Below are 21,889 nucleotides of genomic sequence, written 5' to 3'. Positions count from 1 at the left end.
GAGGGCGTGGAGATGAAAATCTATACTTTTGATTTTGACGAGATAGAGGATCAGGGCGATTTTTACCGTGAGTTTGCCCGACTCTTTGCCCTCGACGGCGAGCCGATCCGCGATCTGGATGCGCTGTGGGAAGCGGTGATTAGCCCAGAGATGCCGCTTCCTCTGGAGATTGAATTCATTCATCTCGATGATAAGCAGCGTCGACGCTATGGCGCGTTGATCTTGTTGTTTGATGAAGCGGAAGAAGAGCGGGAAGGGATGCTGCGTTTTAACATTCGGCGCGGATAAAAAAAGCCCTCGCAAAAGGGCGAGGGCAAGTCGTCGGTCAAGACGACGAGGGTTTATTTGTACAGCTCTGCGGTCGCGTGCCAGCTATCGCCGGTACGTGCTTCAATAATACGGTAGCTGCTAGCGCCTTGTTTTTCAGCTTTTGCGGCTAACTCGCTACGCATGTCCATTGGTGCACTCCCAACCTGTGACAGAGAGATGGTGCCCATGGATTGCAGATTCTGTGCCTGGTCGGCGTTAATTTGTTGTGCGGCGGCGTTTGCGCCGAAAGAGAGTACGGATGCCAGACCAAGGGATGCGATGATAATTGCGCTTTTCATACTATTTACTCCTCACCTTATTATGCAGCGGTGAGAGGACGTTCTTTCTGATTCCTGAACCGCTGTAGATATTTTATTTGCTGATAATTAAAGCGTTATTTCACGAGAGCTTATTTATACAGCTCAGCGGTTGCGTGCCAATGAGAACCGGTACGCGCTTCAATAATGCGATAAGAAGATGCCCCTTCTTCCTGTGCTTTTTTGTTCAGCATTTGGTGCATATCCATCGGGGTGGAACCTACGGAGCCGATGGAAACGGTGCCAAGGGATTCACGCGATTGGGCCTGCTCGCTATTGATAGAATCAGCGGCGAATGCGCCAAAAGAGAGAACGGAAAGGATGCTTAGGGCTGCAACGGTTGTTTTGATTTTCATGATTCTTACCTCGTCGAATTTTTTTGGAAGGTCTTTATTCTGTGACCCTCATCACGAAATTAAGTATACACTAATCACATGAAATATTAATACCCGACTAATGGTTTCGCGTGTAATTACTTGTCAGAATCCGTCATTTTTAGAACTTTTATGTATAAAAAAAGGCATAATCTGGCAAAGTTAAACGTCAATAATGCGTAAAATCAAAAAGATAGGATAATTTGATATTTTGTGCGCTTAAGGCGGGATATATTCACTGTGTATATGTATTGAGGCGGTAAATCGCACTAAATGCTAACGAAACGGCAGTGGAAGATAGGGGAGTTGGGCGGGGAGAAGCCGCTCCTCTGGACATCCAGAGGAGGCAGCAGAGAGCCTTACAGTTCCTGTTCGAACAGGATCTGGATAGCCTCAAAGAGTTCTTTAACGCTAAAGCCTCTGGCGGGAGTGGTGAAAATCGTGTCATCGCCGGCAATACTGCCGAGAATGCCTTCAGCCTTACCCAGTGAGTCCAGCAGACGTGCGATTAGCTGTGCCGCGCCGGGGCTGGTATGGATGACAACCACGGAGTCGTTGTAATCAATATCCAGCACCAGATTTTTAAGCGGGCTGGTGGTGGTCGGTACGCCAAGCTCGGCTGGCAGACAGTAAACCATCTCCATTTTGGCATTGCGCGTACGCACGGCGCCAAACTTAGTCAGCATGCGCGAGACTTTGGATTGGTTAATATTATCGAAGCCCTCTTCCTGTAAGGCCTGAACAATTTCGCCCTGAGAGCTAAATTTTTCTTCCTTCAGAAGGGCTTTAAAGGCTTTAACTAATTCTTCTTGTTTGGTTGAACTTCGCATAAGTCACCCGAGTATGGTGGTGAAATTAACATTATTATGCATATAGGTGAATTTTTATGCAAAACAATTTGCCCCAAGAGGCTAAATAAAAAACAGAAAGGCAGGATTTTAGCAAATATTAGCCCTAAGAAACATGCTTATGTCACGGGACGCAAATAAGTTAAAAGTAAATGAATTGTTATTAAATTGCTGTTGTTTTACGCAACATGCTGCGTATATTGTAATCGATAGTTGATGAAAATTTGGTTTCGTAGACAGGCCTTTTTCTGGAAGTCATGCGATGACGCCAACAATGCTGTTGGATAACCCGCATTCTGTAAGCAATTATATTGTAATTATTTACCTCGTGAATTAAGGTCGCCGCAACGGAGTAACAACAGGTCTCTCCTGCGTTGGTTATGCGGTCCACAGCAGGTCGTTACCTGAATGTCATTAACCATAATAAGGAGTTTAGGATGAAAGTCGCAGTCCTTGGTGCCGCCGGCGGAATCGGTCAGGCGCTTGCCCTACTACTAAAGACCCAACTTCCTTCAGGTTCAGAACTCTCATTGTATGATATCGCCCCCGTCACGCCTGGTGTCGCGGTCGATCTCAGTCATATTCCTACTGATGTTAAAATCAAAGGTTTCTCGGGTGAAGATGCGACGCCAGCGCTCGTTGGGGCTGATGTGGTCCTGATCTCCGCGGGTGTTGCCCGTAAACCCGGTATGGATCGCTCCGATCTGTTTAACGTTAACGCCGGGATTGTGAAAAACCTGGTACAACAAATTGCCAAAACCGCGCCAAAAGCCTGCATTGGTATTATTACCAATCCGGTCAACACCACGGTGGCCATTGCCGCTGAAGTGCTGAAAAAGGCGGGCGTGTACGATAAGAACAAACTGTTCGGCGTCACGACGCTGGATATCATCCGCTCTAACACCTTCGTGGCGGAGCTGAAAGGCAAAAACTGTGGCGATGTTGAAGTGCCGGTGATTGGCGGCCACTCTGGCGTGACCATCCTGCCTTTATTGTCACAGATCCCAGGCATTAGCTTCTCCGAACAGGAAGTGAATGACTTAACCAAACGCATCCAGAACGCGGGCACCGAAGTGGTGGAAGCGAAAGCGGGTGGCGGATCCGCAACGCTCTCGATGGGACAAGCGGCAGCGCGTTTCGGCTTGTCGCTGGTTCGTGCTCTACAGGGCGAAAAGGGCGTGGTGGAATGTGCTTATGTTGAAGGCGACGGCGAATACGCGCGTTTCTTCTCACAGCCGCTGCTGCTGGGTAAAAACGGGATTGAAGAACGCCGCGCAATCGGCAAACTGAGCGCCTACGAACAGCAGGCGCTGGAAGGGATGCTGGAGACGCTGCGAAAAGATATTCAGCTGGGTGAAGAGTTCATCAATAAATAAGACGCAAGGTCTTACTGTCACAAAGGGGCCGTATGGCCCCTTTGCTTTTAGTCCATTAGTCTGATGCCGGATATTCCTGAATCGTCACCTGCATCGTCAATTTCTTATCATCCCGCATCACGACAACCGGAATGACCGAACCTGGGCGAATCTCTGCCACCTGATCCATTGTCTCCAGCGCAGACACCGCCTGCTTACCGTTCACCGAGATAATCACGTCGTTGTTCTGGATACCGGCCTGGGCTGCCGGGCCATTCGGTGAGACATCGTTGACCACGATCCCTTGAATCGGGTCGATGCTGCTGCCCTGCGCGTGCAGAGGCGCAATTTCACGTCCGCTGATGCCGATAAAGCCACGGATTACCCGACCATCGCGAATCAGCTTGTCCATGATCTTGGTTGCCAGCTGGAATGGGATGGCGAAGCTGAGCCCTTCCGGCGTCTCACCGTCATTGCTCTTATCAAAGGAGAGGGTGTTAATGCCCATCAGCTCGCCCAGCGAGTTGACTAACGCACCACCCGAGTTACCGTGGTTAATCGATGCGTCGGTTTGCAGGAAGTTCTGCCGACCGCTTGGGTTCAGGCCAATACGACCGGTGGCGCTGATAATCCCCTGGGTGATGGTCTGTCCGAGGTTGTATGGGTTACCAATCGCCAGGACCACATCTCCAATATGGGGAACGCGTGCTGGATTAATCGGAATCACCGGCAGGCCACCGGTGGCGTTGATCTTGAGTACCGCCAGATCGGTCAGGCTATCGGAGCCCACCAATAGCGCTTCAAACACGCGGCCATCCTGCAGGGCGACAATGATTTGATCGGCATTGTTGATCACGTGCTTATTGGTAATGATGTAGCCGCGTTCATCCATAATCACCCCGGAGCCGAGCGTTTTTATCTCCAGTTGATTGTTGGTGCTGTTGTTGACGCTGCGATTATAGACGTTGACCACCGCAGGCGCGGCGCGGCGCACCGCAGGGTTATAGCTCGCCGGCGTTTCATCCGTGCTGCTAAAGTGCGGGGTGGATAATGGGTTCCACTGGCGCAAAGAGGGGACGGTGGCAATCAGTATGCCGCCGACCAATAAACCGAGTGCGACCGAACGTAAGAGCTTTACAAGCATGATACCGGCATCGTTGATAAGGAAACTGAGACGAAGCATACCACGAGTTAACCGGACATACATTCCATGCTATGTCCGGTTTTACATGGATTATCGCATAAGCAGATAGATGCTCTCAGTTCCGCGTAGAACGTTCACGGCAATCACGGCTGGCTTGGCTTCCAGCACTTTGCGCAGTTCGGCGATAGACTGCGTTGGCTGGCGGTTAATGCCGATAATGACATCATCCTTATGCAGACCAACCTGGGCGGCAGGACTGCCTTTCTCGATATCGGAAATGACCACCCCTTTAGTCCCATTTTTCGCCTGCCCATCGCTCAGTTGAGCGCCTTCCAGCGCGGGAATAATCAGTTGGGCGCTGGCGGTGGCTGAGGTGCTCTTGTCGAGCGTCACTTCCACTTCCATCGGCTTACCGTTACGCAGCAGACCCAGTTTGACCTTGGATCCCGGCTCGGTGGTGGCAATACGGGAGCGTAGTTCGGCAAAGCTGTTGAGAGGTTTACCGTTCAGGCTGGTAATGACGTCGCCGGATTTTATCCCCGCTTTCGCTGAACCTGACCCCGGCAACACTTCACTGATAAATGCGCCGCGCTGCACGTCGAGATTAAAGGCTTTCGCAATATCCGCCGTCATCTCCATACCGCGAATACCCAGCAGGCCGCGTTTGATTTCACCAAACTGAATCAGCTGCTGCGCCAGGGTTTGCGCCATATTGCTTGGTATAGCAAAGCCTATCCCTACGCTGCCACCGCCGGGAGCCAGAATGGCGGTATTGATGCCAATCAGTTCACCGTTGAGGTTAAGCAGCGCGCCGCCGGAGTTGCCGCGGTTGATGGCGGCGTCGGTCTGAATAAAGTTTTCCAGCCCTTCCAGATTCAGGCCGCTGCGCCCCAGCGCCGAAACAATCCCTGACGTTACCGTCTGCCCAAGGCCAAAGGGGTTACCGACGGCGACGGCGAAATCACCGACGCGCAGCTTGTCAGAGTCGGCAATGGCGATCTGCGTTAAATGGCTGGCTTTTTGAATTTGCAGCAGGGCGATATCGCTCTGATCGTCACTGCCGATGAGCTTGGCATCGAACTCGCGCCCATCGTTAAGCTGGATGCTAATCTTCTGCGCATCGCTGACGACGTGGTTGTTGGTCAGCACATAGCCTTTTATGGCATCGATGATCACCCCGGAACCCAGCCCTTCAAATTTCTGTGAAGGATCGTTTGTGGCATTGCCACCCTCGTCGCCAAAGAATTTCTTTAGCTCCTCTGGCACTTGCTGATTGACCGGCGCGGTTCCCTCAACTTTTACGCTCACCACCGCAGGCAGAACTTTTTCCAGCATTGGCGCAAGGCTCGGCAGGCTCCCCTGGCCGGGCACCTGCGTGGGTAATGACGCCAACGCTGGCGCAGGTACAGCAAGAGAGAGTCCGATGCTTAACGCTAACGCACTTAACAGTAATGTCGATTTGCTCATTGATGCTGGCCCTCATGACCCAGAAGATAAGGACAATGCTTCCCAAAAAGGCTGATGTTATTGAATTAAATATAGTCGGCGTGTACAGAAGACGACGGGCGCATATCATGCGCCCGTGAAAAATAACCAAAAATGCAGATTAATCGCGTTTGGCACCGCTTCTCAGCAGGCCAGAAGCGCCTTCTGAGTAGTCGCGTGGCATCTGAACCGGCGCCTGGTCATTCCCGGCTTCGGACTCCGCCAGACGGTTGCGGAACGGGTTGGCTTCAGGCGACATCCCCGGCAGCAAGTTGCTGGAGCTTTTCGCCATGTGCTGGTAAATCTGGCGGTAGTCATCGGCCATGTTATCGAGTAATTCTGCGCTGCGTGCAAAATGGCTGACCAACTCTTCGCGATACTCTTCCAGCTCAGCTTTGTTTTTTTCCAGTTCGTACTGCAAGGCCTGTTGCTGGCGTAATTTGCGATTACCAAAACGCATGGCCACGGCACCGATGATGATACCGACAACTAACCCAATTAGCGCGTATTCCCAGGTCATGAACATCTCCCATTGTTTTGTTGTTCCGTAGGGTAGTGGCGACTTCGGCAACTCCATGCCTGCACCCGATAGTGCCACTATAACCGCTAATCCCGTAGAAGTGGAATCCTGACGCATCATCGCGTAGTGTAGAACGGACTTTTTTTAGTCAATCGTGAAGTAAGACATACCGGTTTTCAAAGGAATAACAATTAGATCATGCAAAGCCTGTCCCCCACATCGCGCTATCTTCAGGCCCTCGAACAGGGCAGCCACCAACCTGATGATGTCCAGCGTGAGGCGGTAAGCCGCCTCGATGCCATTTACCAGGAACTTCAAACAAAAACAACGCCTCCCGCTTCTGGTGGAGGGCTAAAAGCGCGCTTTGGTAAACTGCTGGGTAAGAAAGAGCCCGAAACATCGACCGCCGTACGCGGACTTTATATGTGGGGAGGCGTCGGGCGCGGCAAAACCTGGCTGATGGATATGTTTTATCAAAGCCTGCCGGGTACGCGTAAACAGCGTCTGCATTTCCATCGTTTTATGCTGCGGGTGCATGAAGAGTTAGCCGCGTTACAGGGGCACAGCAACCCGCTGGAAATCGTTGCCGAACGCTTTAAAGCCGAGACGGACGTTCTGTGTTTCGACGAATTTTTTGTCTCCGATATCACTGACGCCATGCTGCTTGGCGGTTTAATGAAAGCGTTATTTGCCCGCGGTATTACGCTTGTAGCAACGTCGAATATCCCGCCGGATGAACTTTATCGCAACGGTCTGCAGCGCGCGCGTTTCATACCTGCTATCGAAGCGATTAAAGAACACTGTGACGTCATGAATGTTGATGCGGGTATCGACTACCGCTTGCGTACGCTCACTCAGGCGCATTTGTGGCTGTCGCCGCTCAATAGCGAGACGCGCCAGCAGATGGATAAACTATGGCAGGCACTGGCGGGCACATCGCAGCACAACGCCAGTACGCTGGAAATTAACCATCGTCCGCTGCCCACGCTCGGCGTTGAGAATCAAACGCTGGCGGTTTCCTTTACTACGCTCTGCGTTGATGCGCGTAGCCAGCATGACTATATCGCGCTCTCGCGCCTGTTCCATACGGTGATGCTGTTTGATGTTCCGGTGATGACGCCTTTGCTTGAGAGTGAAGCACGACGCTTTATCGCGTTGGTAGATGAATTCTATGAGCGCCACGTCAAGCTGGTGGTGAGTGCGGAAGTTGAGCTGTACAACATCTATCAAGGCGAACGGCTGAAGTTTGAGTTCCAGCGCTGCTTGTCGCGTTTGCAGGAGATGCAGAGCGAAGAGTATCTCAAGCGTCCGCATATGCCTTAATAAGTAGCCCGGGCAAGGCGTTCACGCCGCCCTCGGGGAAACACTCTGCAGCCATTCCGTCATCACTTCGCTCAACCGGGTTGCATGGGCAAACAAAACCCATCGCAAATCACATAAAGGGGTCGATCTTTGACCCCGACTTCTCTATACTCTTGCGACCCCACGTTACGAGAGAGTTTTTTTCCCAAAACTTTCTATGTGCTGGCATAGGCTATTCGAAGGGGTAGGTTTGCCGGACTTTGTCGTGTGAGCCTCAACTGACTAAACGTTTGGGTGTTCACCAACGTGTAACTAATTTATTTGGGTAAGCTTTTAATGAAAACTTTTACAGCTAAACCAGAAACCGTAAAACGCGACTGGTATGTTGTCGACGCGACCGGTAAAACTCTGGGCCGTCTGGCTTCCGAACTGGCTCTGCGCCTGCGCGGTAAGCATAAAGCGGAATACACTCCGCACGTAGATACTGGTGATTACATCATCGTTCTGAACGCTGATAAAGTTGCTGTAACCGGCAACAAGCGTACTGACAAAGTGTACTATCGTCACACTGGCTACGTCGGTGGTCTTAAAGAAGCGACCTTTGAAGAGATGATTGCTCGCCATCCTGAGCGTGTGATTGAAATCGCGGTTAAAGGCATGCTGCCAAAAGGCCCGCTGGGTCGTGCAATGTACCGTAAACTGAAAGTTTACGCGGGCAATGAGCACAACCACGCGGCACAGCAACCGCAAGTTCTTGACATCTAATCGGGATTATAGGCAATGGCTGAAAATCAATACTACGGCACTGGTCGCCGCAAAAGTTCTGCAGCTCGCGTTTTCATCAAACCGGGCAGCGGTAAAATCGTAATCAACCAACGTTCTCTGGAACAGTACTTCGGTCGTGAAACTGCCCGCATGGTAGTTCGTCAGCCGCTGGAACTGGTCGACATGGTTGAGAAACTGGATCTGTACATCACTGTTAAAGGTGGTGGTATCTCTGGTCAGGCTGGTGCGATCCGTCACGGTATCACCCGCGCTCTGATGGAGTACGACGAATCCCTGCGTGGCGAACTGCGTAAAGCTGGCTTCGTTACCCGTGATGCTCGTCAGGTTGAACGTAAGAAAGTCGGTCTGCGTAAAGCACGTCGTCGTCCACAGTTCTCCAAACGTTAATTGCTTTCTGCTTACGCAGACAACAATTTGCGAAAAAACCCGCTTCGGCGGGTTTTTTTATGCCCGCAGAATGGGGCGAAACAGTTCTTTTTCGGCTTTTCCAGAATCGCCTCACCACAAGTCATTCAAAATCTGGTAGACTATCATCCAATTTTCTGCCCAATTGCGCGCGATTGTTCATTTTTTGTTGAGTTTATGAACGAGAATGCCGTCTAACGTGCAGAGGCTTATCATCTGGCTGGCCGCCGTTGTGGCTGGTAGCAGTACAAATTCTGATTACACCTGGAGGTTTTCATGGCTGTCGCTGCCAACAAACGTTCGGTAATGACGCTGTTTTCTGGTCCTACTGACATCTATAGCCATCAGGTCCGCATTGTGCTGGCCGAGAAAGGTGTTAGTTTTGAAATCGAACTCGTGGAAAAGGACAATCCACCGCAGGATCTGATTGACCTCAACCCGAATCAAAGCGTTCCGACACTGGTCGATCGCGAGCTGACCCTTTGGGAATCTCGCATCATTATGGAATATCTGGATGAGCGTTTCCCTCATCCGCCGCTGATGCCGGTTTATCCGGTTGCACGTGGTGAAAGCCGCCTGTACATGCACCGTATCGAAAAAGACTGGTACTCACTGATGCATACGGTGATGACGGGTTCTGCCGCTCAGGCCGATGCTGCACGTAAGCAGCTGCGCGAAGAGCTGCTGGCGATTGCGCCAGTCTTCACTCAGAAGCCGTTCTTCCTGAGCGATGAGTTCAGCATCGTTGACTGCTACCTGGCTCCACTGCTGTGGCGTCTGCCGGTCATGGGTATTGAGCTGGTTGGCGCTGGCGCTAAAGAGCTGAAAGGTTATATGACCCGCGTCTTCGAGCGTGATTCATTCCTCGCGTCCTTAACGGAACCTGAGCGCGAAATGCGCCTTGGCCGGGGTTAATTCCATGGACGTTTCACAGCTTTCTCCGCGTCGTCCGTATCTGCTTCGTGCGTTTTATGAGTGGCTGCTGGATAACCAACTGACGCCACACCTGGTGGTTGACGTCATGCAGCCAGGCATAAACGTACCGATGGAGTACGCACGTGATGGCCAGATCGTGTTGAACATCGCGCCACGCGCGGTAGGCAACCTCGAACTGTCCAACGAAGAGGTGCGCTTTAATGCCCGCTTCGGCGGCGTACCGCGTCAGGTTTCGGTCCCACTGGCTGCCGTGCTGGCTATCTATGCACGTGAGAACGGTGCTGGAACCATGTTTGAAGCAGAAGCAGCCTACGATGAAGATGCTGCAGGCTTCAACGATGATGCTGTGGAAGAGAGTGGTAACGAAACGGTGATGTCTATCATTGATGGTGATAAGCCTGATAGCGATGACGATACCGATCCAGACGACACTCCGCCACCGCCACGCGGTGGTCGCCCGGCGCTACGCGTAGTGAAATAACAACAGGCCCCATGGGGCCTGTTTTGTTTTATAGGGATTAACGCGGTACGCGCGCTTTTCTTCTCAGGCCACTCGTCACCTATCTCCGTTAATTCGCTTTATGAGCTTCAAGCAGGGTTTGCGAGCGAATGAGCTCATCCGCCAGCAGCTTCTCGTCAGGCAACTGCATTTTGTACTCACTGGTAAGCACTTTATGAGGTAAACCGGTCAGGGCATAGTGAGCCTCACCTGCACCTTTTTCCGCGCATAGAATTAAGCCAACGGGTGGATTCTCGCCCGGCATTGTCCAATGCTCCTGGGCGTAATTCAGATACATGTTCATTTGCCCGGCATCGGCGTAGCTGAATTTGCCGACCTTGAGGTCAACGATGAGCAGGCAGCGTAAGCGGCGGTGGAAGAACAGCAGGTCGATGCGAAACCAGCTATCGTCAATGCGCAATCGACGCTGACGACCCACAAAGGCAAAGTCATCACCGAGTTCCAGCATAAAATCCATCAGATGGTTTATCAGCGCTTCTTCAAGGTCGGATTCGGAATACTCGTCCTTCAGATCGAGAAATTCAAGAATGAACGGGTCACGTATGGCTTGTTCCGGCGTAACCTCTGCGACGGTGGGGGCGGCCTGCTGCAACATGGCTGATTTGTCGTGGGACAATAATGTTCGTTCGTAAAATTGGCTGGTAATTTGCCTGTCAAGCTGCCGTACTGACCAGCCGTTACGTAACGTCTCTTTCTCGTAAAAGGCGCGGGCTTCAGGATTTTTAACTGACAGCAGCCGGACATAGGCTGACCAGGGAAGCGGGAAAATTTTGGCAAGTTGTGCCAGGAGAGAAGATTCCGCAGACACTGTCTGCGGAATTTCAACATGTTGAAAATAAATATAAAAATTACGGAATTGCCATAAGTTACGGGTAGAAAAACCGCGTTTATATCGCTGGTTTAAATCGACAGACAAACGTTCAATCAGTTGCGTTCCATAAGCCGCTCGCGCTTCACCGCCTTGCTCAAATTCGACAATTCGACGGCCAATCTCCCAATAGGTTGCCGTCATAATGGCGTTGATGCTGCGAACCGTTTCTGTCCGGGCGTTATCCAATAAATGAATAATACCATCATGGACTTGCTGATAATCCTCAGCATGGTGTGTCGAGGTGAGTGTGTTCATGTCTTCCCTGGCGTGATAGTTGCGAAGTGAAAATATATCGCTATCAATACGCTCGGTGTCGTATGACGTCAATCCATGTCGATTGGATTACATGAAGTTGCATTCGTATTTGCGAGGCGCTTTCCGGGAATGGCACAGGTGTGAAGCAGCAGAAAACAGGCCCCCATCCATCAGGATGAATTGTGGCAGGGGGCCAGAGAGGTTTTTACACTTCCAGGTAATTCATAATTCCGTCAGCCGCTTTACGACCTTCGGCAATCGCCGTTACCACCAGATCCGAACCGCGCACGATGTCACCACCGGCGAAGATTTTCGGGTTGCTGGTCTGGAAGGCGTTATCGCTACCTTCCGGGGCAATTACACGGCCCTGCGAATCAAGCTCGACGCTATGCTTTGCCAGCCATTCCATGCTGTGAGGACGGAAACCAAACGCCATCACCACGGCATCGGCAGGGACCACGTGTTCGGAACCGGCAACGATCTCCGCGCGACGACGGCCTTTCGCATCTGGCTGACCCATCTCGGTACGCGCCATTTTCACGCCGCAGACTTTGCCGTTCGCATTCACTTCCACACCCAGCGGTTGGACGTTGAACTGGAACTCGACGCCTTCTTCACGCGCATTTTTCACTTCGCGTTTAGAACCCGGCATGTTCTCTTCATCGCGGCGATAGGCGCAGATAACGTGCGCGGCGTTCTGACGAATGGAGGTGCGTACGCAGTCCATCGCCGTATCACCACCGCCCAGCACGACAACGCGTTTGCCTTCCATGCTGACATACGGCGCGTCTGGCGTTTCACCAAAGCCCATCAGCTGTTTGGTATTGGCAATCAGGAACGGCAGGGCGTCGAATACGCCGGAAGCATCTTCATTTTCCAGACCGCCGCGCATAGATTGATAGGTACCGACGCCGAGGAATACCGCATCGTAATCCTTCAACAGGTCATCAATCTGTACGTCACGACCCACTTCGACGTTGAGTTTGAATTCAATACCCATACCGGTGAAGATTTCACGGCGGCGGGTCATAACCTCTTTCTCCAGCTTGAAAGCCGGAATACCGAAGGTCAGCAGGCCGCCGATTTCCGGGTGGCGGTCAAAAACCACCGCCTTTACGCCATTTCGCGTCAGCACATCGGCGCACGCCAGGCCTGCCGGGCCCGCACCGATAATGGCGACTTTCTTGTCGGTCTGCTTCACACCAGTCATGTCCGGGCGCCAGCCCATCTCGAACGCTTTATCGTTGATATAGCGTTCGATGTTGCCGATGGTGACCGCGCCGAACTCGTCGTTCAGCGTACAGGATCCTTCGCACAGACGATCCTGCGGGCATACGCGGCCACAGACTTCCGGCAGGGTGTTGGTTTGGTGCGACAGTTCGGCTGCCTCAAAAATACGTCCCTCGTTGGCAAGCTTAAGCCAGTTAGGGATGTAGTTATGCACCGGACATTTCCACTCGCAATACGGGTTACCGCACGACAGGCAGCGGTCTGCCTGTGCTTTGGCCTGGCCTTCGGAAAACGGCTCGTAGATCTCGATAAACTCGATCTTACGGATCTTCAGCGGTTTCTTTGGCGGATCAACGCGCTGGAGGTCGATAAATTGATAGACATTTTGACTCATGATGACCCCTTACTGCGCCTGCACACGCAGCTCAGCTGCGCTACGACTACGATGACCCAACAGTGCTTTCACATCACTGGACTTCGGTTTAACCAGCGCGAATTTCGCCGAGAAGGCTGGCCAGTTCGCCAGGATTTCTTCACCGCGTGATGAACCGGTCAACTGTACGTGCTCGGTAATCAGACCGCGTAGATGCTCTTCGTGAATAGCCAGCGTTTCAACATCAAGCACTTCCACCAGTTCCGGGTTGACGCGTTTACGGAAATCACCGCTTTCGTCCAGGACGTAGGCGAAGCCGCCGGTCATACCGGCACCGAAGTTGACGCCCGTTTTACCCAGCACGCAGACAATCCCACCGGTCATGTATTCACAGCCGTTGTCGCCAATACCTTCAACCACGGTGATGGCGCCGGAGTTACGCACGGCGAAACGTTCGCCCGCGCGGCCTGCGGCATACAGACGACCACCGGTCGCGCCGTAGAGGCAGGTGTTACCGATAATGCTGGCTTCATGACTGCGGAAGGCAGAACCGACCGGAGGACGGATCGCCAGCAGGCCGCCTGCCATGCCTTTACCGACGTAGTCGTTGGCATCACCGGTCAGGTACAGCTCAACGCCACCGGCGTTCCACACGCCGAAGCTCTGGCCTGCGGTACCGCTGAAATGCGCCTTAATTGGGTCTGACGCCAGCCCCTGATCGCCGTGGGTCTGGGCGATATAGCCCGACAGCGATGCGCCCACGGAACGGTCGGTGTTGCGAATATCAAACCAGAAGGTTTTGCTCTGGCGCTCATCGACAAACGGTTTTGCCTGCTGCAACAGTTGAGCGTTCAGCACACCGTTGTCGAACGGCGGGTTGTTCTCGGTACAGAATAGCGCTTTGCCCGCCTTAGGCTCGGCGGTTTCCAGTAGACGAGACAGCTCCAGCTTCTGCTGCTTGGCGGTGAACCCGTCCAGCTCTTTGAGCAGGTCGGTGCGGCCAATCAGATCCACCAGGCGAGTCACGCCCAGGCTTGCCATCAGCTCGCGCACTTCACGGGCGATAAATTCAAAGTAGTTGGTCACTTTGAACGGCAGACCGTGATAGTGGTTCTTACGCAGTTTTTCGTCCTGGGTTGCAACACCGGTTGCACAGTTGTTCAGGTGGCAAATACGCAGATATTTACAGCCCAGCGCGACCATAGGCCCGGTGCCGAAGCCGAAGCTTTCCGCGCCGAGAATCGCCGCTTTAATGATGTCGACGCCGGTTTTCAGGCCGCCATCGACCTGGAGACGGATCTTGTGTCGCAGACCGTTCGCCACCAGCGCCTGCTGGGTTTCCACCAGCCCCAGCTCCCACGGACATCCTGCATATTTCACTGAGGAGAGCGGGCTTGCGCCGGTGCCACCGTCGTAACCGGCGATGGTAATAAGGTCAGCATAGGCTTTCGCCACGCCGGTTGCGATGGTGCCGACGCCCGGTTCGGAAACCAGCTTCACGGAGATCATCGCTTTCGGGTTGACCTGTTTTAGGTCGAAAATCAGCTGCGCTAAATCCTCGATAGAGTAGATATCGTGGTGCGGCGGCGGGGAGATAAGCGTCACGCCCGGTACCGAATAACGCAGTTTGGCGATGTACGGAGTGACTTTATCACCCGGCAACTGGCCGCCTTCGCCCGGTTTTGCACCCTGAGCGACTTTAATCTGAATCACGTCGGCGTTCACCAGATACGCTGGAGTCACGCCAAAGCGACCGGAAGCGACCTGCTTGATGCGCGACACTTTATTGGTGCCGTAGCGCGCAGGGTCTTCACCGCCTTCGCCGGAGTTGGAGTTACCGCCGATGCTGTTCATCGCTTCAGCCAGCGCTTCGTGCGCTTCCGGGCTCAGCGCACCGATAGACATAGCTGCCGTATCGAAACGCTTAAACAGTGAACTTGCCGGTTCAACGTCAGATACGCTCACCGCTTCGCCGTTCGGGGCAATTGCCAGCAGATCGCGCAGGGTGGCAGCCGGACGATTGTTTACAAGCGCAGCGTACTCCTGATAATCGCTGTACTCGCCGCTCTGCACCGCCTGTTGCAAGGTGCGCACCACGTCCGGGTTGTAGGCGTGATATTCACCGCCGTGAACGTATTTCAGCAGACCGCCCTGATCCAGCGGTTTACGCGCAAGCCACGCACGTTTAGACAGATTCAGCAGATCCTGCTGGAAGTCGTCGAACGATGCGCCGCCGATACGGCTGACCACGCCCTGGAAGCAGTTCTCAACCACATCGTCGTGCAGGCCAACCGCTTCAAACAGCTTGGAGCAGCGGTAGGACGCGATGGTCGAGATGCCCATTTTGGACATGATCTTGTACAGACCTTTGTTGATCCCGTTACGGTAGTTCAGCATCACCGTGCGGTAATCTTTCTCGATAGCGTGGGTATCAATCAGACGCCCCAGCGTTTCGTAGGCCAGATACGGATAGATTGCCGTGGCGCCGAAGCCCAGCAGTACCGCAAAGTGATGCGGGTCGCGGGCGCTTGCGGTTTCCACGATGATATTGGCATCGCAGCGCAGGTTTTTATCGACCAGGCGCGCCTGAACGGCGCCAACGGCCATTGGGGCCGGAACCGGCAGACGGTTTTTGGCAATGTTACGGTCAGACAGCACCAGCAGCACGGTACCGTCACGCACCATCTGTTCGGCCTGATCGCACAGTGCTTTCACCGTCTCTTCGAGACTGGTTTCAGTCACATCAAAGGTGATGTCCAGCGTATCGGCGCGGTAGTGCTCCTCTTTCATCGTGGTGAGCTGATTGAAATCGGAGTACAGCAGAATTGGTGATTTGAAGCTCAGACGGTGTGCCTGGCCTTCCGCTTCGCAGAAGACGTTCATCTCACGGCCGATGCTGGTCGCCAGCGACATTACGTGCGCTTCACGCAGCGGATCGATTGGCGGGTTGGTGACCTGCGCAAACTGCTGGCGGAAGTAGTCATAAATAATACGTGGCTGGCTTGAGAGCACGGCAAACGGGGTATCATCGCCCATTGAGCCGACCGCTTCCTGGCCGTTTTCACCGAGTACGCGCAGGACGGAGTCCAGCTCTTCGGCGCTGTAGTTAAACTGTTTCTGGTAGCTGGCGAGGGTGTCGTCGTCCAGCTCGCGGCTGCCGACCTGATCGTCAGCCAACTCTTCAAACGGCACCAGTCGACGGACGTAGTTTTCCATCCACTCTCTGTAAGGGTGGCGGCTTTTCAGATCGTCATCGGTTTCCGCGGAGTGCAGAATGCGCCCGGTACGGGTGTCGATAACCATCAGTTCGCCCGGCCCTACACGACCTTTTTCCACCACTTCATCGGGCTGGTAGTCCCAGATACCGACTTCAGAGGCGCAGGTAATCAGCTTGTCTTTGGTGATGACATAGCGGGCCGGACGCAGACCGTTACGGTCAAGATTACAGGCCGCGTAGCGACCATCGGACATAACGATGCCCGCCGGACCGTCCCACGGCTCCATGTGCATGGAGTTAAAGTCGAAGAACGAACGCAGGTCTGGATCCATATCCGGGTTATTCTGCCAGGCCGGCGGCACCAGCAGACGCATGGCGCGAATAATATCCATCCCGCCCGCCAGCAGCAGCTCAAGCATGTTATCCATTGAGCTGGAGTCAGAGCCGGTTTCGTTCACAAACGGCGCGGCGTCGTGCAAGTCAGGAATCAGCGGCGTCTGGAACTTATAGGTACGGGCGCGCGCCCACTGACGGTTGCCGGTGATGGTATTGATTTCACCGTTGTGCGCCAGGTAGCGGAACGGCTGCGCCAGCGGCCAGCGCGGCACGGTGTTGGTGGAAAAACGCTGGTGGAACAGGCAAATGGCCGATTCCAGACGTAAGTCCGCCAGATCCAGGTAGAAGCGCGGCAAATCTGCCGGCATACACAGACCTTTATAAATGTTGACCAGATTCGACAGGCTACAGACGTAGAAGTCTTTATCTTCCTGCAAACGCTTTTCAATGCGGCGACGCGCAATAAACAGGCGGCGCTCCATATCGCGTGGACGCCAGCCCGCAGGGGCGTTGACAAAGATTTGTTCAATACGTGGCAGAGAGGAGAGGGCAATTTCACCCAATACGCCTTCGTTGGTTGGCACATCGCGCCAGCCGACAATAGACAGGGTTTCACGCTGCAGTTCTTCTTCGACAATATGGCGAGAAATCGCGGCAAGCTCAGGATCTTTGTTCAGGAACAGCATCCCAACGGCATAGTTCTTCGCTAAGCGCCAGCCGCGCTCTTGCGCGACGATGCGAAAGAAACGGTCAGGTTTTTGCAGCAGCAAACCACAACCATCGCCGGTTTTACCATCGGCGAGGATTGCCCCACGGTGCTGCATGCGGGCCAGTGCGTGTATGGCGGTACGCACTACCTTGTGGCTAGGTTCGCCTTCTATGTGGGCGATCAGGCCGAAACCACAGTTATCCCTCTCAAGGGATTTATCGTACAACATATCAGTGAACCTCCCCAGGCTCTACGGGACGCCCCCTTAATCGATTGCGCGCAAGGCACAGCAAGAGCATGGCGACGGGGTATGGCATTCATTGCCTACCTCGCATTCGCCCTCTTCTATCCTTTTCGCGTAGGTCACACAAGTTTGAGGACTTGCTTAAGAGGGAATCTCAATTACTGCATAAATATGATGAGCAGACTGCTCATCCAGAAAGCTTCCAGCGGATTCCCAACTTATCGGGAATCGGTACATAGGTCAAATGGCAAACTTATTTATGCAGAAATGTGCTATGGAGTAATTAAGATAATGAATAATAAAGAAAATATGATGTTTTTATCCTCTGTGAAACGAAATGAGGAGGGATGGGGAGTGTGATCTGTCTCACTATATGAAAGCGCTGTGATAATCGTCATACGCTGATTATTTAATGAAAAGCAGCATTTAATGCTGGCATTGAGTGTGGGGATATAGGATCGCTCTGTTTTTTAACTGCAACCGGAATATGCCCAATTTGGCATCAGACATAAGGAAAAATAATCTCATCGTCGATGAATGAAATTGCAGTGATTTTGATTGATTATGCAATAAGATAAAAGGTCTACATGACGATTGATCCAGGTCATCGCCGATCGAGACTAAAAATGGCAGGCTTGGCCCCTTTCTTCAGGCCGGTCTATCAGATTATGCAGTTACAAAAATTAGTCAATATGTTTGGTGGGGATCTTTCGCGGCGCTATGGCGAAAAGGTTCATAAACTGACGCTGCATGGTGGATTTAGCTGCCCAAACCGCGATGGCACCATTGGCCGCGGAGGTTGTACGTTCTGCAACGTGGCTTCTTTTGCCGATGAAGCGCAGCAGCATAAGTCGATTGCCGACCAGCTTGCGCATCAGGCCAATCTGGTGAACCGCGCAAAACGTTATCTGGCCTATTTCCAGGCCTACACCAGTACCTTTGCCGAAGTGCAGGTATTGCGATCTATGTATCAACAGGCGGTCAGCCAGGCCAATATCGTCGGGTTGTGTGTGGGGACGCGCCCGGACTGCGTGCCGGAAGCGGTGCTTGATTTGCTAAGCGAATATCACGAGCAGGGTTATGAAGTGTGGCTGGAGCTGGGTTTGCAGACCGCGCACGATAAAACCCTGCATCGCATCAACCGTGGTCATGATTTTGCCTGCTACCAGCAAACGACGCGTCTGGCCCGTGAGCGCGGCCTGAAGGTATGCAGCCACCTTATCGTTGGTCTGCCGGGCGAAGGGCAGACAGAGTGCCTGGAGACGCTTAAACAAGTGGTTGAGACCGGGGTTGACGGCATTAAACTGCACCCGCTGCATATTGTGACCGGCAGCATTATGGCGAAGGCGTGGCAAGCGGGACGTTTGGGCGGGATCGAACTGGATGAGTACACGGTTACTGCCGGTGAAATGATTCGCCACACCCCGCCTGATGTCATTTATCATCGAATCTCGGCCAGCGCCCGCCGCCCCACGCTTCTGGCACCGCTATGGTGTGAAAATCGCTGGACCGGGATGGTTGAGCTCGACAAATACCTTAACGAAAACGGCGTTCAGGGTTCGGCATTGGGTACGCCGTGGGTGCAGCCTGCTTAATGTGGAGGCCGTGAACACCTGCAACATGTATGCCTGATTGCCGGATGGCGGCTTCGCCTTATCCGGCCTACGTCCGTCGGTAGCCCGGCCAAGCGCAGCGCCGCCGGGAGTGCACGACAACACTCACACGACTCATTTCACAGATAATCCTCGCATTTTTTGTACAACCTAACGCGCCGTGCTCAGAATTGGGTATGATTGAACGATGAAGTCGTTAAGGAACTCCTCATGAAGCAAATCCGTATGCTGGCGCAGTATTACGTCGACCTGATGATGAAGCTGGGTCTGGTACGTTTTTCCCTGCTGCTGGCGCTCGCGCTGGTGGTGTTGGCCATCGTGGTACAAATGGCAGTAACCATGGTGCTGCATGGGCAGGTTGAAAGCATTGATGTCATTCGCTCAATCTTCTTTGGCCTGCTGATCACCCCATGGGCGGTCTACTTTTTGTCGGTGGTCGTCGAGCAGCTCGAAGAATCACGCCAGCGGCTGTCCCGCCTGGTCGAAAAGTTAGAAGAGATGCGTGAGCGCGATCTCAAGCTCAACGTGCAGTTAAAAGACAATATTTCACAGCTTAATCAGGAAATTAGCGATCGTGAAAAAGCGGAAGCCGAACGCCGGGCAACGCTGGAACAGCTGAAAATTGAGGTACAGGAGCGTGAAGAGACGCAGATCCGCCTTGAACAACAATCGTCCTTCTTGCGCTCTTTCCTTGATGCTTCACCGGATTTGGTTTTCTACCGTAATGAAGATAAAGAGTTCTCTGGCTGTAACCGCGCCATGGAGTTGCTGACCGGTAAGAGTGAAAAGCAGTTGATTCACCTGCATCCAGAAGATGTTTACACCCCGGAAGCTGCGGCGAAAGTGATTGAAACCGATGAGAAAGTTTTCCGTCACAATGTCTCACTGACCTATGAACAGTGGCTCGACTACCCGGACGGGCGCAAAGCCTGCTTTGAGATCCGCAAAGTGCCGTACTACGACCGCGTGGGGAAACGCCACGGTCTGATGGGCTTTGGTCGTGACATTACCGAACGTAAGCGCTACCAGGATGCGCTCGAGCGCGCCAGCCGCGATAAGACCACCTTCATCTCCACCATTAGCCACGAGCTGCGGACACCGCTAAACGGGATTGTGGGATTAAGCCGGATTCTGCTCGATACGACCCTGACCGCTGAGCAGGAGAAATACCTGAAAACCATTCATGTCTCAGCGGTCACGCTGGGTAATATCTTCAACGATATTATCGACATGGACAAAATGGAACGCCGTAAAGTCCAGTTGGATAACCAGCCTGTCGATTTCACCGGCTTCCTGGCTGACCTGGAAAACCTCTCCGGTCTGCAAGCACAGCAAAAAGGGCTGCGCTTTGTGATGGAGCCAACGCTGCCGCTGCCGCATAAAGTCATCACCGATGGCACTCGTCTACGCCAGATCCTGTGGAATCTGATCAGCAATGCCGTGAAGTTTACCCAGCAGGGGAACGTGGTCGTTCGCGTTCGTTATGACGCAGGCGATATGCTGCACTTCGAGGTGGAAGATTCCGGTATCGGTATTCCTCAGGGCGAGCAGGACAAGATTTTCGCCATGTACTATCAGGTGAAAGACAGTCAGGGCGGCAAACCGGCGACCGGCACCGGCATTGGTCTTGCCGTCTCGAAACGCCTGGCGAAAAGCATGGGCGGGGATATCGAGGTAGCAAGCAACCCCGGCCACGGCTCGATCTTTACGCTGACGGTGCACGCTCCTGCGGTAGCGGAAGAAGTGGAAGATGCCTTTGAAGAAGATGATATGCCGCTGCCTGCGCTGCACGTTCTGCTGGTGGAGGACATCGAGCTGAATGTCATTGTTGCCCGCTCGGTGCTGGAGAAACTCGGCAATAGTGTGGATGTGGCGATGACCGGGCAAGCGGCGCTTGAGAAGTTCACGCCGGGCGAGTATGACCTGGTGCTGCTGGATATTCAGTTGCCGGACATGACCGGGCTGGATATCTCCCGTGAGCTGAAGCGTAAATATGACGCGGACGATCTGCCACCGCTGGTGGCGTTGACGGCGAACGTCCTGAAAGACAAAAAAGAGTATATGGACGCAGGCATGGACGATGTACTGAGCAAACCGCTTTCGGTACCGGCCCTGACGGCGATGATTAAGAAGTTCTGGGATACCGTTGAAGACGAAGAGGAGAGTGCCGTGACCCCTGTTGAAAGTGGTAAGACGCAGCAGCTGCTGGATATTCCTATGCTTGAGCAGTACATCGAGCTGGTTGGCCCGAAACTGATTACCGATGGTCTGGCGGTATTTGAGAAAATGATGCCGGGCTATCTGTCGGTGCTGGAATCTAACCTGACCGCGCGTGACCAGAAAGGTATCGTTGAGGAAGGCCATAAAATCAAAGGCGCGGCGGGATCCATCGGGTTACGCCACCTGCAGCAGTTGGGGCAGCAGATCCAGTCCCCGGATTTACCGGCATGGTGGGATAACGTTGGTGAATGGGTTGAAGAGATGAAATCAGAGTGGCAGACCGATGTCGCGATCCTTAAAGCCTGGGTGGCAAATGCTGCTAAAAAATGACCCCGGTCTAGCCGGGGTGCGCGAATACTGCGCCAACACCAGGGAACTGGTGGCTGCGTCAGATGATTAATATGATTTTGATTTTTTGACACAACCTGAAATACGATTGCACGTTCAATAAGATAGCAAATCTTAAATTATTTGTTACGTGAATCAGTAAAATGTGTGAACCGTAGCGTCTAAATCAGGA

At 53.2% G+C, this 21,889-nt stretch carries 18 protein-coding genes; 9 read left to right on the top strand and 9 right to left on the bottom strand.

Annotated features, from left to right (window positions below; translation table 11 throughout):
* Positions 1-12 precede the first annotated feature (12 nt).
* On the top strand, positions 13-288 hold the full coding sequence (locus tag ACIPDS_RS08660) for a hypothetical protein (protein ID WP_166516748.1): 276 nt from the start codon (positions 13-15) through the stop codon (positions 286-288).
* A gap of 53 nt (positions 289-341) precedes the next feature.
* Here the strand turns inward: ACIPDS_RS08660 and yhcN-B are convergent, their stop codons facing one another.
* The 3 genes from yhcN-B to argR form a co-directional block, all read right to left on the bottom strand.
* Positions 342-608 carry a DUF1471 family stress response protein YhcN-B gene (yhcN-B, locus tag ACIPDS_RS08655; protein ID WP_400734619.1) on the bottom strand — a complete coding sequence of 89 codons (267 nt, stop codon included), beginning with the start codon at positions 606-608 and terminating at the stop codon, positions 342-344.
* 110 nt (positions 609-718) lie between these two features.
* Positions 719-982, bottom strand: coding sequence for a peroxide/acid stress response protein YhcN (gene yhcN / locus ACIPDS_RS08650; protein WP_166516749.1), 264 nt, complete (start codon positions 980-982; stop codon positions 719-721).
* Between the two features lie 377 nt (positions 983-1,359).
* Positions 1,360-1,830: a transcriptional regulator ArgR gene (gene argR / locus ACIPDS_RS08645; protein ID WP_166516750.1), complete on the bottom strand. Its 471-nt coding sequence runs from the start codon at positions 1,828-1,830 to the stop codon at positions 1,360-1,362.
* A 455-nt stretch (positions 1,831-2,285) separates the two neighbouring features.
* Here argR and mdh point away from each other — a divergent pair, with 455 nt between their 5' ends.
* The gene (mdh, locus tag ACIPDS_RS08640) at positions 2,286-3,224 is read left to right on the top strand and encodes a malate dehydrogenase (protein ID WP_166516751.1); all 939 of its coding nucleotides are present in this window, start codon (positions 2,286-2,288) and stop codon (positions 3,222-3,224) included.
* Between the two features lie 55 nt (positions 3,225-3,279).
* Here mdh and degS read toward each other — a convergent pair whose 3' ends face one another.
* The 3 genes from degS to zapG form a co-directional block, all read right to left on the bottom strand.
* Positions 3,280-4,347, bottom strand: coding sequence for an outer membrane-stress sensor serine endopeptidase DegS (gene degS / locus ACIPDS_RS08635; RefSeq protein ID WP_400734729.1), 1,068 nt, complete (start codon positions 4,345-4,347; stop codon positions 3,280-3,282).
* Between the two features lie 90 nt (positions 4,348-4,437).
* A complete protein-coding gene (gene degQ, locus ACIPDS_RS08630; protein WP_400734616.1) occupies positions 4,438-5,814 on the bottom strand; it encodes a serine endoprotease DegQ in 1,377 nt (458 codons plus the stop codon).
* A 139-nt stretch (positions 5,815-5,953) separates the two neighbouring features.
* On the bottom strand, positions 5,954-6,352 hold the full coding sequence (gene zapG, locus ACIPDS_RS08625; RefSeq protein ID WP_166516753.1) for a Z-ring associated protein ZapG: 399 nt from the start codon (positions 6,350-6,352) through the stop codon (positions 5,954-5,956).
* A 198-nt stretch (positions 6,353-6,550) separates the two neighbouring features.
* Between zapG and zapE the strand changes: the two genes are divergently transcribed.
* The 5 genes from zapE (at position 6,551) to sspB (ending at position 10,262) form a co-directional block, all read left to right on the top strand.
* Entirely contained in the window at positions 6,551-7,675 is a 1,125-nt protein-coding gene (gene zapE, locus ACIPDS_RS08620; protein ID WP_400734613.1) for a cell division protein ZapE, read from the top strand.
* Positions 7,676-7,990: 315 nt separating this feature from the next.
* Positions 7,991-8,419: a 50S ribosomal protein L13 gene (rplM, locus tag ACIPDS_RS08615; RefSeq protein ID WP_052284015.1), complete on the top strand. Its 429-nt coding sequence runs from the start codon at positions 7,991-7,993 to the stop codon at positions 8,417-8,419.
* 15 nt (positions 8,420-8,434) lie between these two features.
* Complete coding sequence (gene rpsI, locus ACIPDS_RS08610) at positions 8,435-8,827, top strand: 30S ribosomal protein S9 (RefSeq protein WP_003025138.1); 393 nt, start codon at positions 8,435-8,437, stop codon at positions 8,825-8,827.
* Between the two features lie 294 nt (positions 8,828-9,121).
* On the top strand, positions 9,122-9,760 hold the full coding sequence (gene sspA, locus ACIPDS_RS08605) for a stringent starvation protein SspA (RefSeq protein WP_166516755.1): 639 nt from the start codon (positions 9,122-9,124) through the stop codon (positions 9,758-9,760).
* 4 nt (positions 9,761-9,764) lie between these two features.
* Entirely contained in the window at positions 9,765-10,262 is a 498-nt protein-coding gene (gene sspB, locus ACIPDS_RS08600; RefSeq protein WP_166516756.1) for a ClpXP protease specificity-enhancing factor, read from the top strand.
* Between the two features lie 88 nt (positions 10,263-10,350).
* On the opposite strand, the gene ACIPDS_RS08595 is transcribed toward sspB, so the two are convergent.
* The 3 genes from ACIPDS_RS08595 to gltB all read right to left on the bottom strand — a co-directional run bounded on the left by ACIPDS_RS08595 (position 10,351) and on the right by gltB (position 17,521).
* Complete coding sequence (locus tag ACIPDS_RS08595) at positions 10,351-11,427, bottom strand: YhcG family protein (protein ID WP_400734609.1); 1,077 nt, start codon at positions 11,425-11,427, stop codon at positions 10,351-10,353.
* A 205-nt stretch (positions 11,428-11,632) separates the two neighbouring features.
* Positions 11,633-13,051 carry a glutamate synthase subunit GltD gene (gene gltD, locus ACIPDS_RS08590; RefSeq protein WP_166516762.1) on the bottom strand — a complete coding sequence of 473 codons (1,419 nt, stop codon included), beginning with the start codon at positions 13,049-13,051 and terminating at the stop codon, positions 11,633-11,635.
* A gap of 9 nt (positions 13,052-13,060) precedes the next feature.
* Complete coding sequence (gltB, locus tag ACIPDS_RS08585) at positions 13,061-17,521, bottom strand: glutamate synthase large subunit (RefSeq protein ID WP_400734606.1); 4,461 nt, start codon at positions 17,519-17,521, stop codon at positions 13,061-13,063.
* A 683-nt stretch (positions 17,522-18,204) separates the two neighbouring features.
* Here gltB and ACIPDS_RS08580 point away from each other — a divergent pair.
* Positions 18,205-19,131 carry a TIGR01212 family radical SAM protein gene (locus tag ACIPDS_RS08580; RefSeq protein ID WP_400734604.1) on the top strand — a complete coding sequence of 309 codons (927 nt, stop codon included), beginning with the start codon at positions 18,205-18,207 and terminating at the stop codon, positions 19,129-19,131.
* 228 nt (positions 19,132-19,359) lie between these two features.
* A complete protein-coding gene (gene arcB, locus ACIPDS_RS08575) occupies positions 19,360-21,699 on the top strand; it encodes an aerobic respiration two-component sensor histidine kinase ArcB (RefSeq protein ID WP_400734602.1) in 2,340 nt (779 codons plus the stop codon).
* Positions 21,700-21,889: the final 190 nt, after the last annotated feature.

Origin of the sequence: Kluyvera sp. NPDC087067 (assembly GCF_044745165.1) — a bacterium.
Classification (GTDB): Bacteria; Pseudomonadota; Gammaproteobacteria; order Enterobacterales; family Enterobacteriaceae; genus Kluyvera.
Note: the sequence above shows the minus strand (reverse complement) of the source record. Positions and strands in the feature narration are given on the sequence as shown.

Coding starts and splice junctions, on each gene's coding strand:
- rpsI (WP_003025138.1), top strand. CDS start 8,435: ATGGCTGAAAATCAATACTACGGCACTGGTCGCCGCAAAAGTTCTGCA.
- arcB (WP_400734602.1), top strand. CDS start 19,360: ATGAAGCAAATCCGTATGCTGGCGCAGTATTACGTCGACCTGATGATG.
- gltB (WP_400734606.1), bottom strand. CDS start 17,521: ATGTTGTACGATAAATCCCTTGAGAGGGATAACTGTGGTTTCGGCCTG.
- ACIPDS_RS08595 (WP_400734609.1), bottom strand. CDS start 11,427: ATGAACACACTCACCTCGACACACCATGCTGAGGATTATCAGCAAGTC.
- mdh (WP_166516751.1), top strand. CDS start 2,286: ATGAAAGTCGCAGTCCTTGGTGCCGCCGGCGGAATCGGTCAGGCGCTT.
- gltD (WP_166516762.1), bottom strand. CDS start 13,051: ATGAGTCAAAATGTCTATCAATTTATCGACCTCCAGCGCGTTGATCCG.
- sspA (WP_166516755.1), top strand. CDS start 9,122: ATGGCTGTCGCTGCCAACAAACGTTCGGTAATGACGCTGTTTTCTGGT.
- degS (WP_400734729.1), bottom strand. CDS start 4,347: ATGCTTGTAAAGCTCTTACGTTCGGTCGCACTCGGTTTATTGGTCGGC.
- rplM (WP_052284015.1), top strand. CDS start 7,991: ATGAAAACTTTTACAGCTAAACCAGAAACCGTAAAACGCGACTGGTAT.
- zapE (WP_400734613.1), top strand. CDS start 6,551: ATGCAAAGCCTGTCCCCCACATCGCGCTATCTTCAGGCCCTCGAACAG.
- yhcN (WP_166516749.1), bottom strand. CDS start 982: ATGAAAATCAAAACAACCGTTGCAGCCCTAAGCATCCTTTCCGTTCTC.
- argR (WP_166516750.1), bottom strand. CDS start 1,830: ATGCGAAGTTCAACCAAACAAGAAGAATTAGTTAAAGCCTTTAAAGCC.
- zapG (WP_166516753.1), bottom strand. CDS start 6,352: ATGACCTGGGAATACGCGCTAATTGGGTTAGTTGTCGGTATCATCATC.
- sspB (WP_166516756.1), top strand. CDS start 9,765: ATGGACGTTTCACAGCTTTCTCCGCGTCGTCCGTATCTGCTTCGTGCG.
- ACIPDS_RS08580 (WP_400734604.1), top strand. CDS start 18,205: ATGCAGTTACAAAAATTAGTCAATATGTTTGGTGGGGATCTTTCGCGG.
- degQ (WP_400734616.1), bottom strand. CDS start 5,814: ATGAGCAAATCGACATTACTGTTAAGTGCGTTAGCGTTAAGCATCGGA.
- yhcN-B (WP_400734619.1), bottom strand. CDS start 608: ATGAAAAGCGCAATTATCATCGCATCCCTTGGTCTGGCATCCGTACTC.
- ACIPDS_RS08660 (WP_166516748.1), top strand. CDS start 13: ATGAAAATCTATACTTTTGATTTTGACGAGATAGAGGATCAGGGCGAT.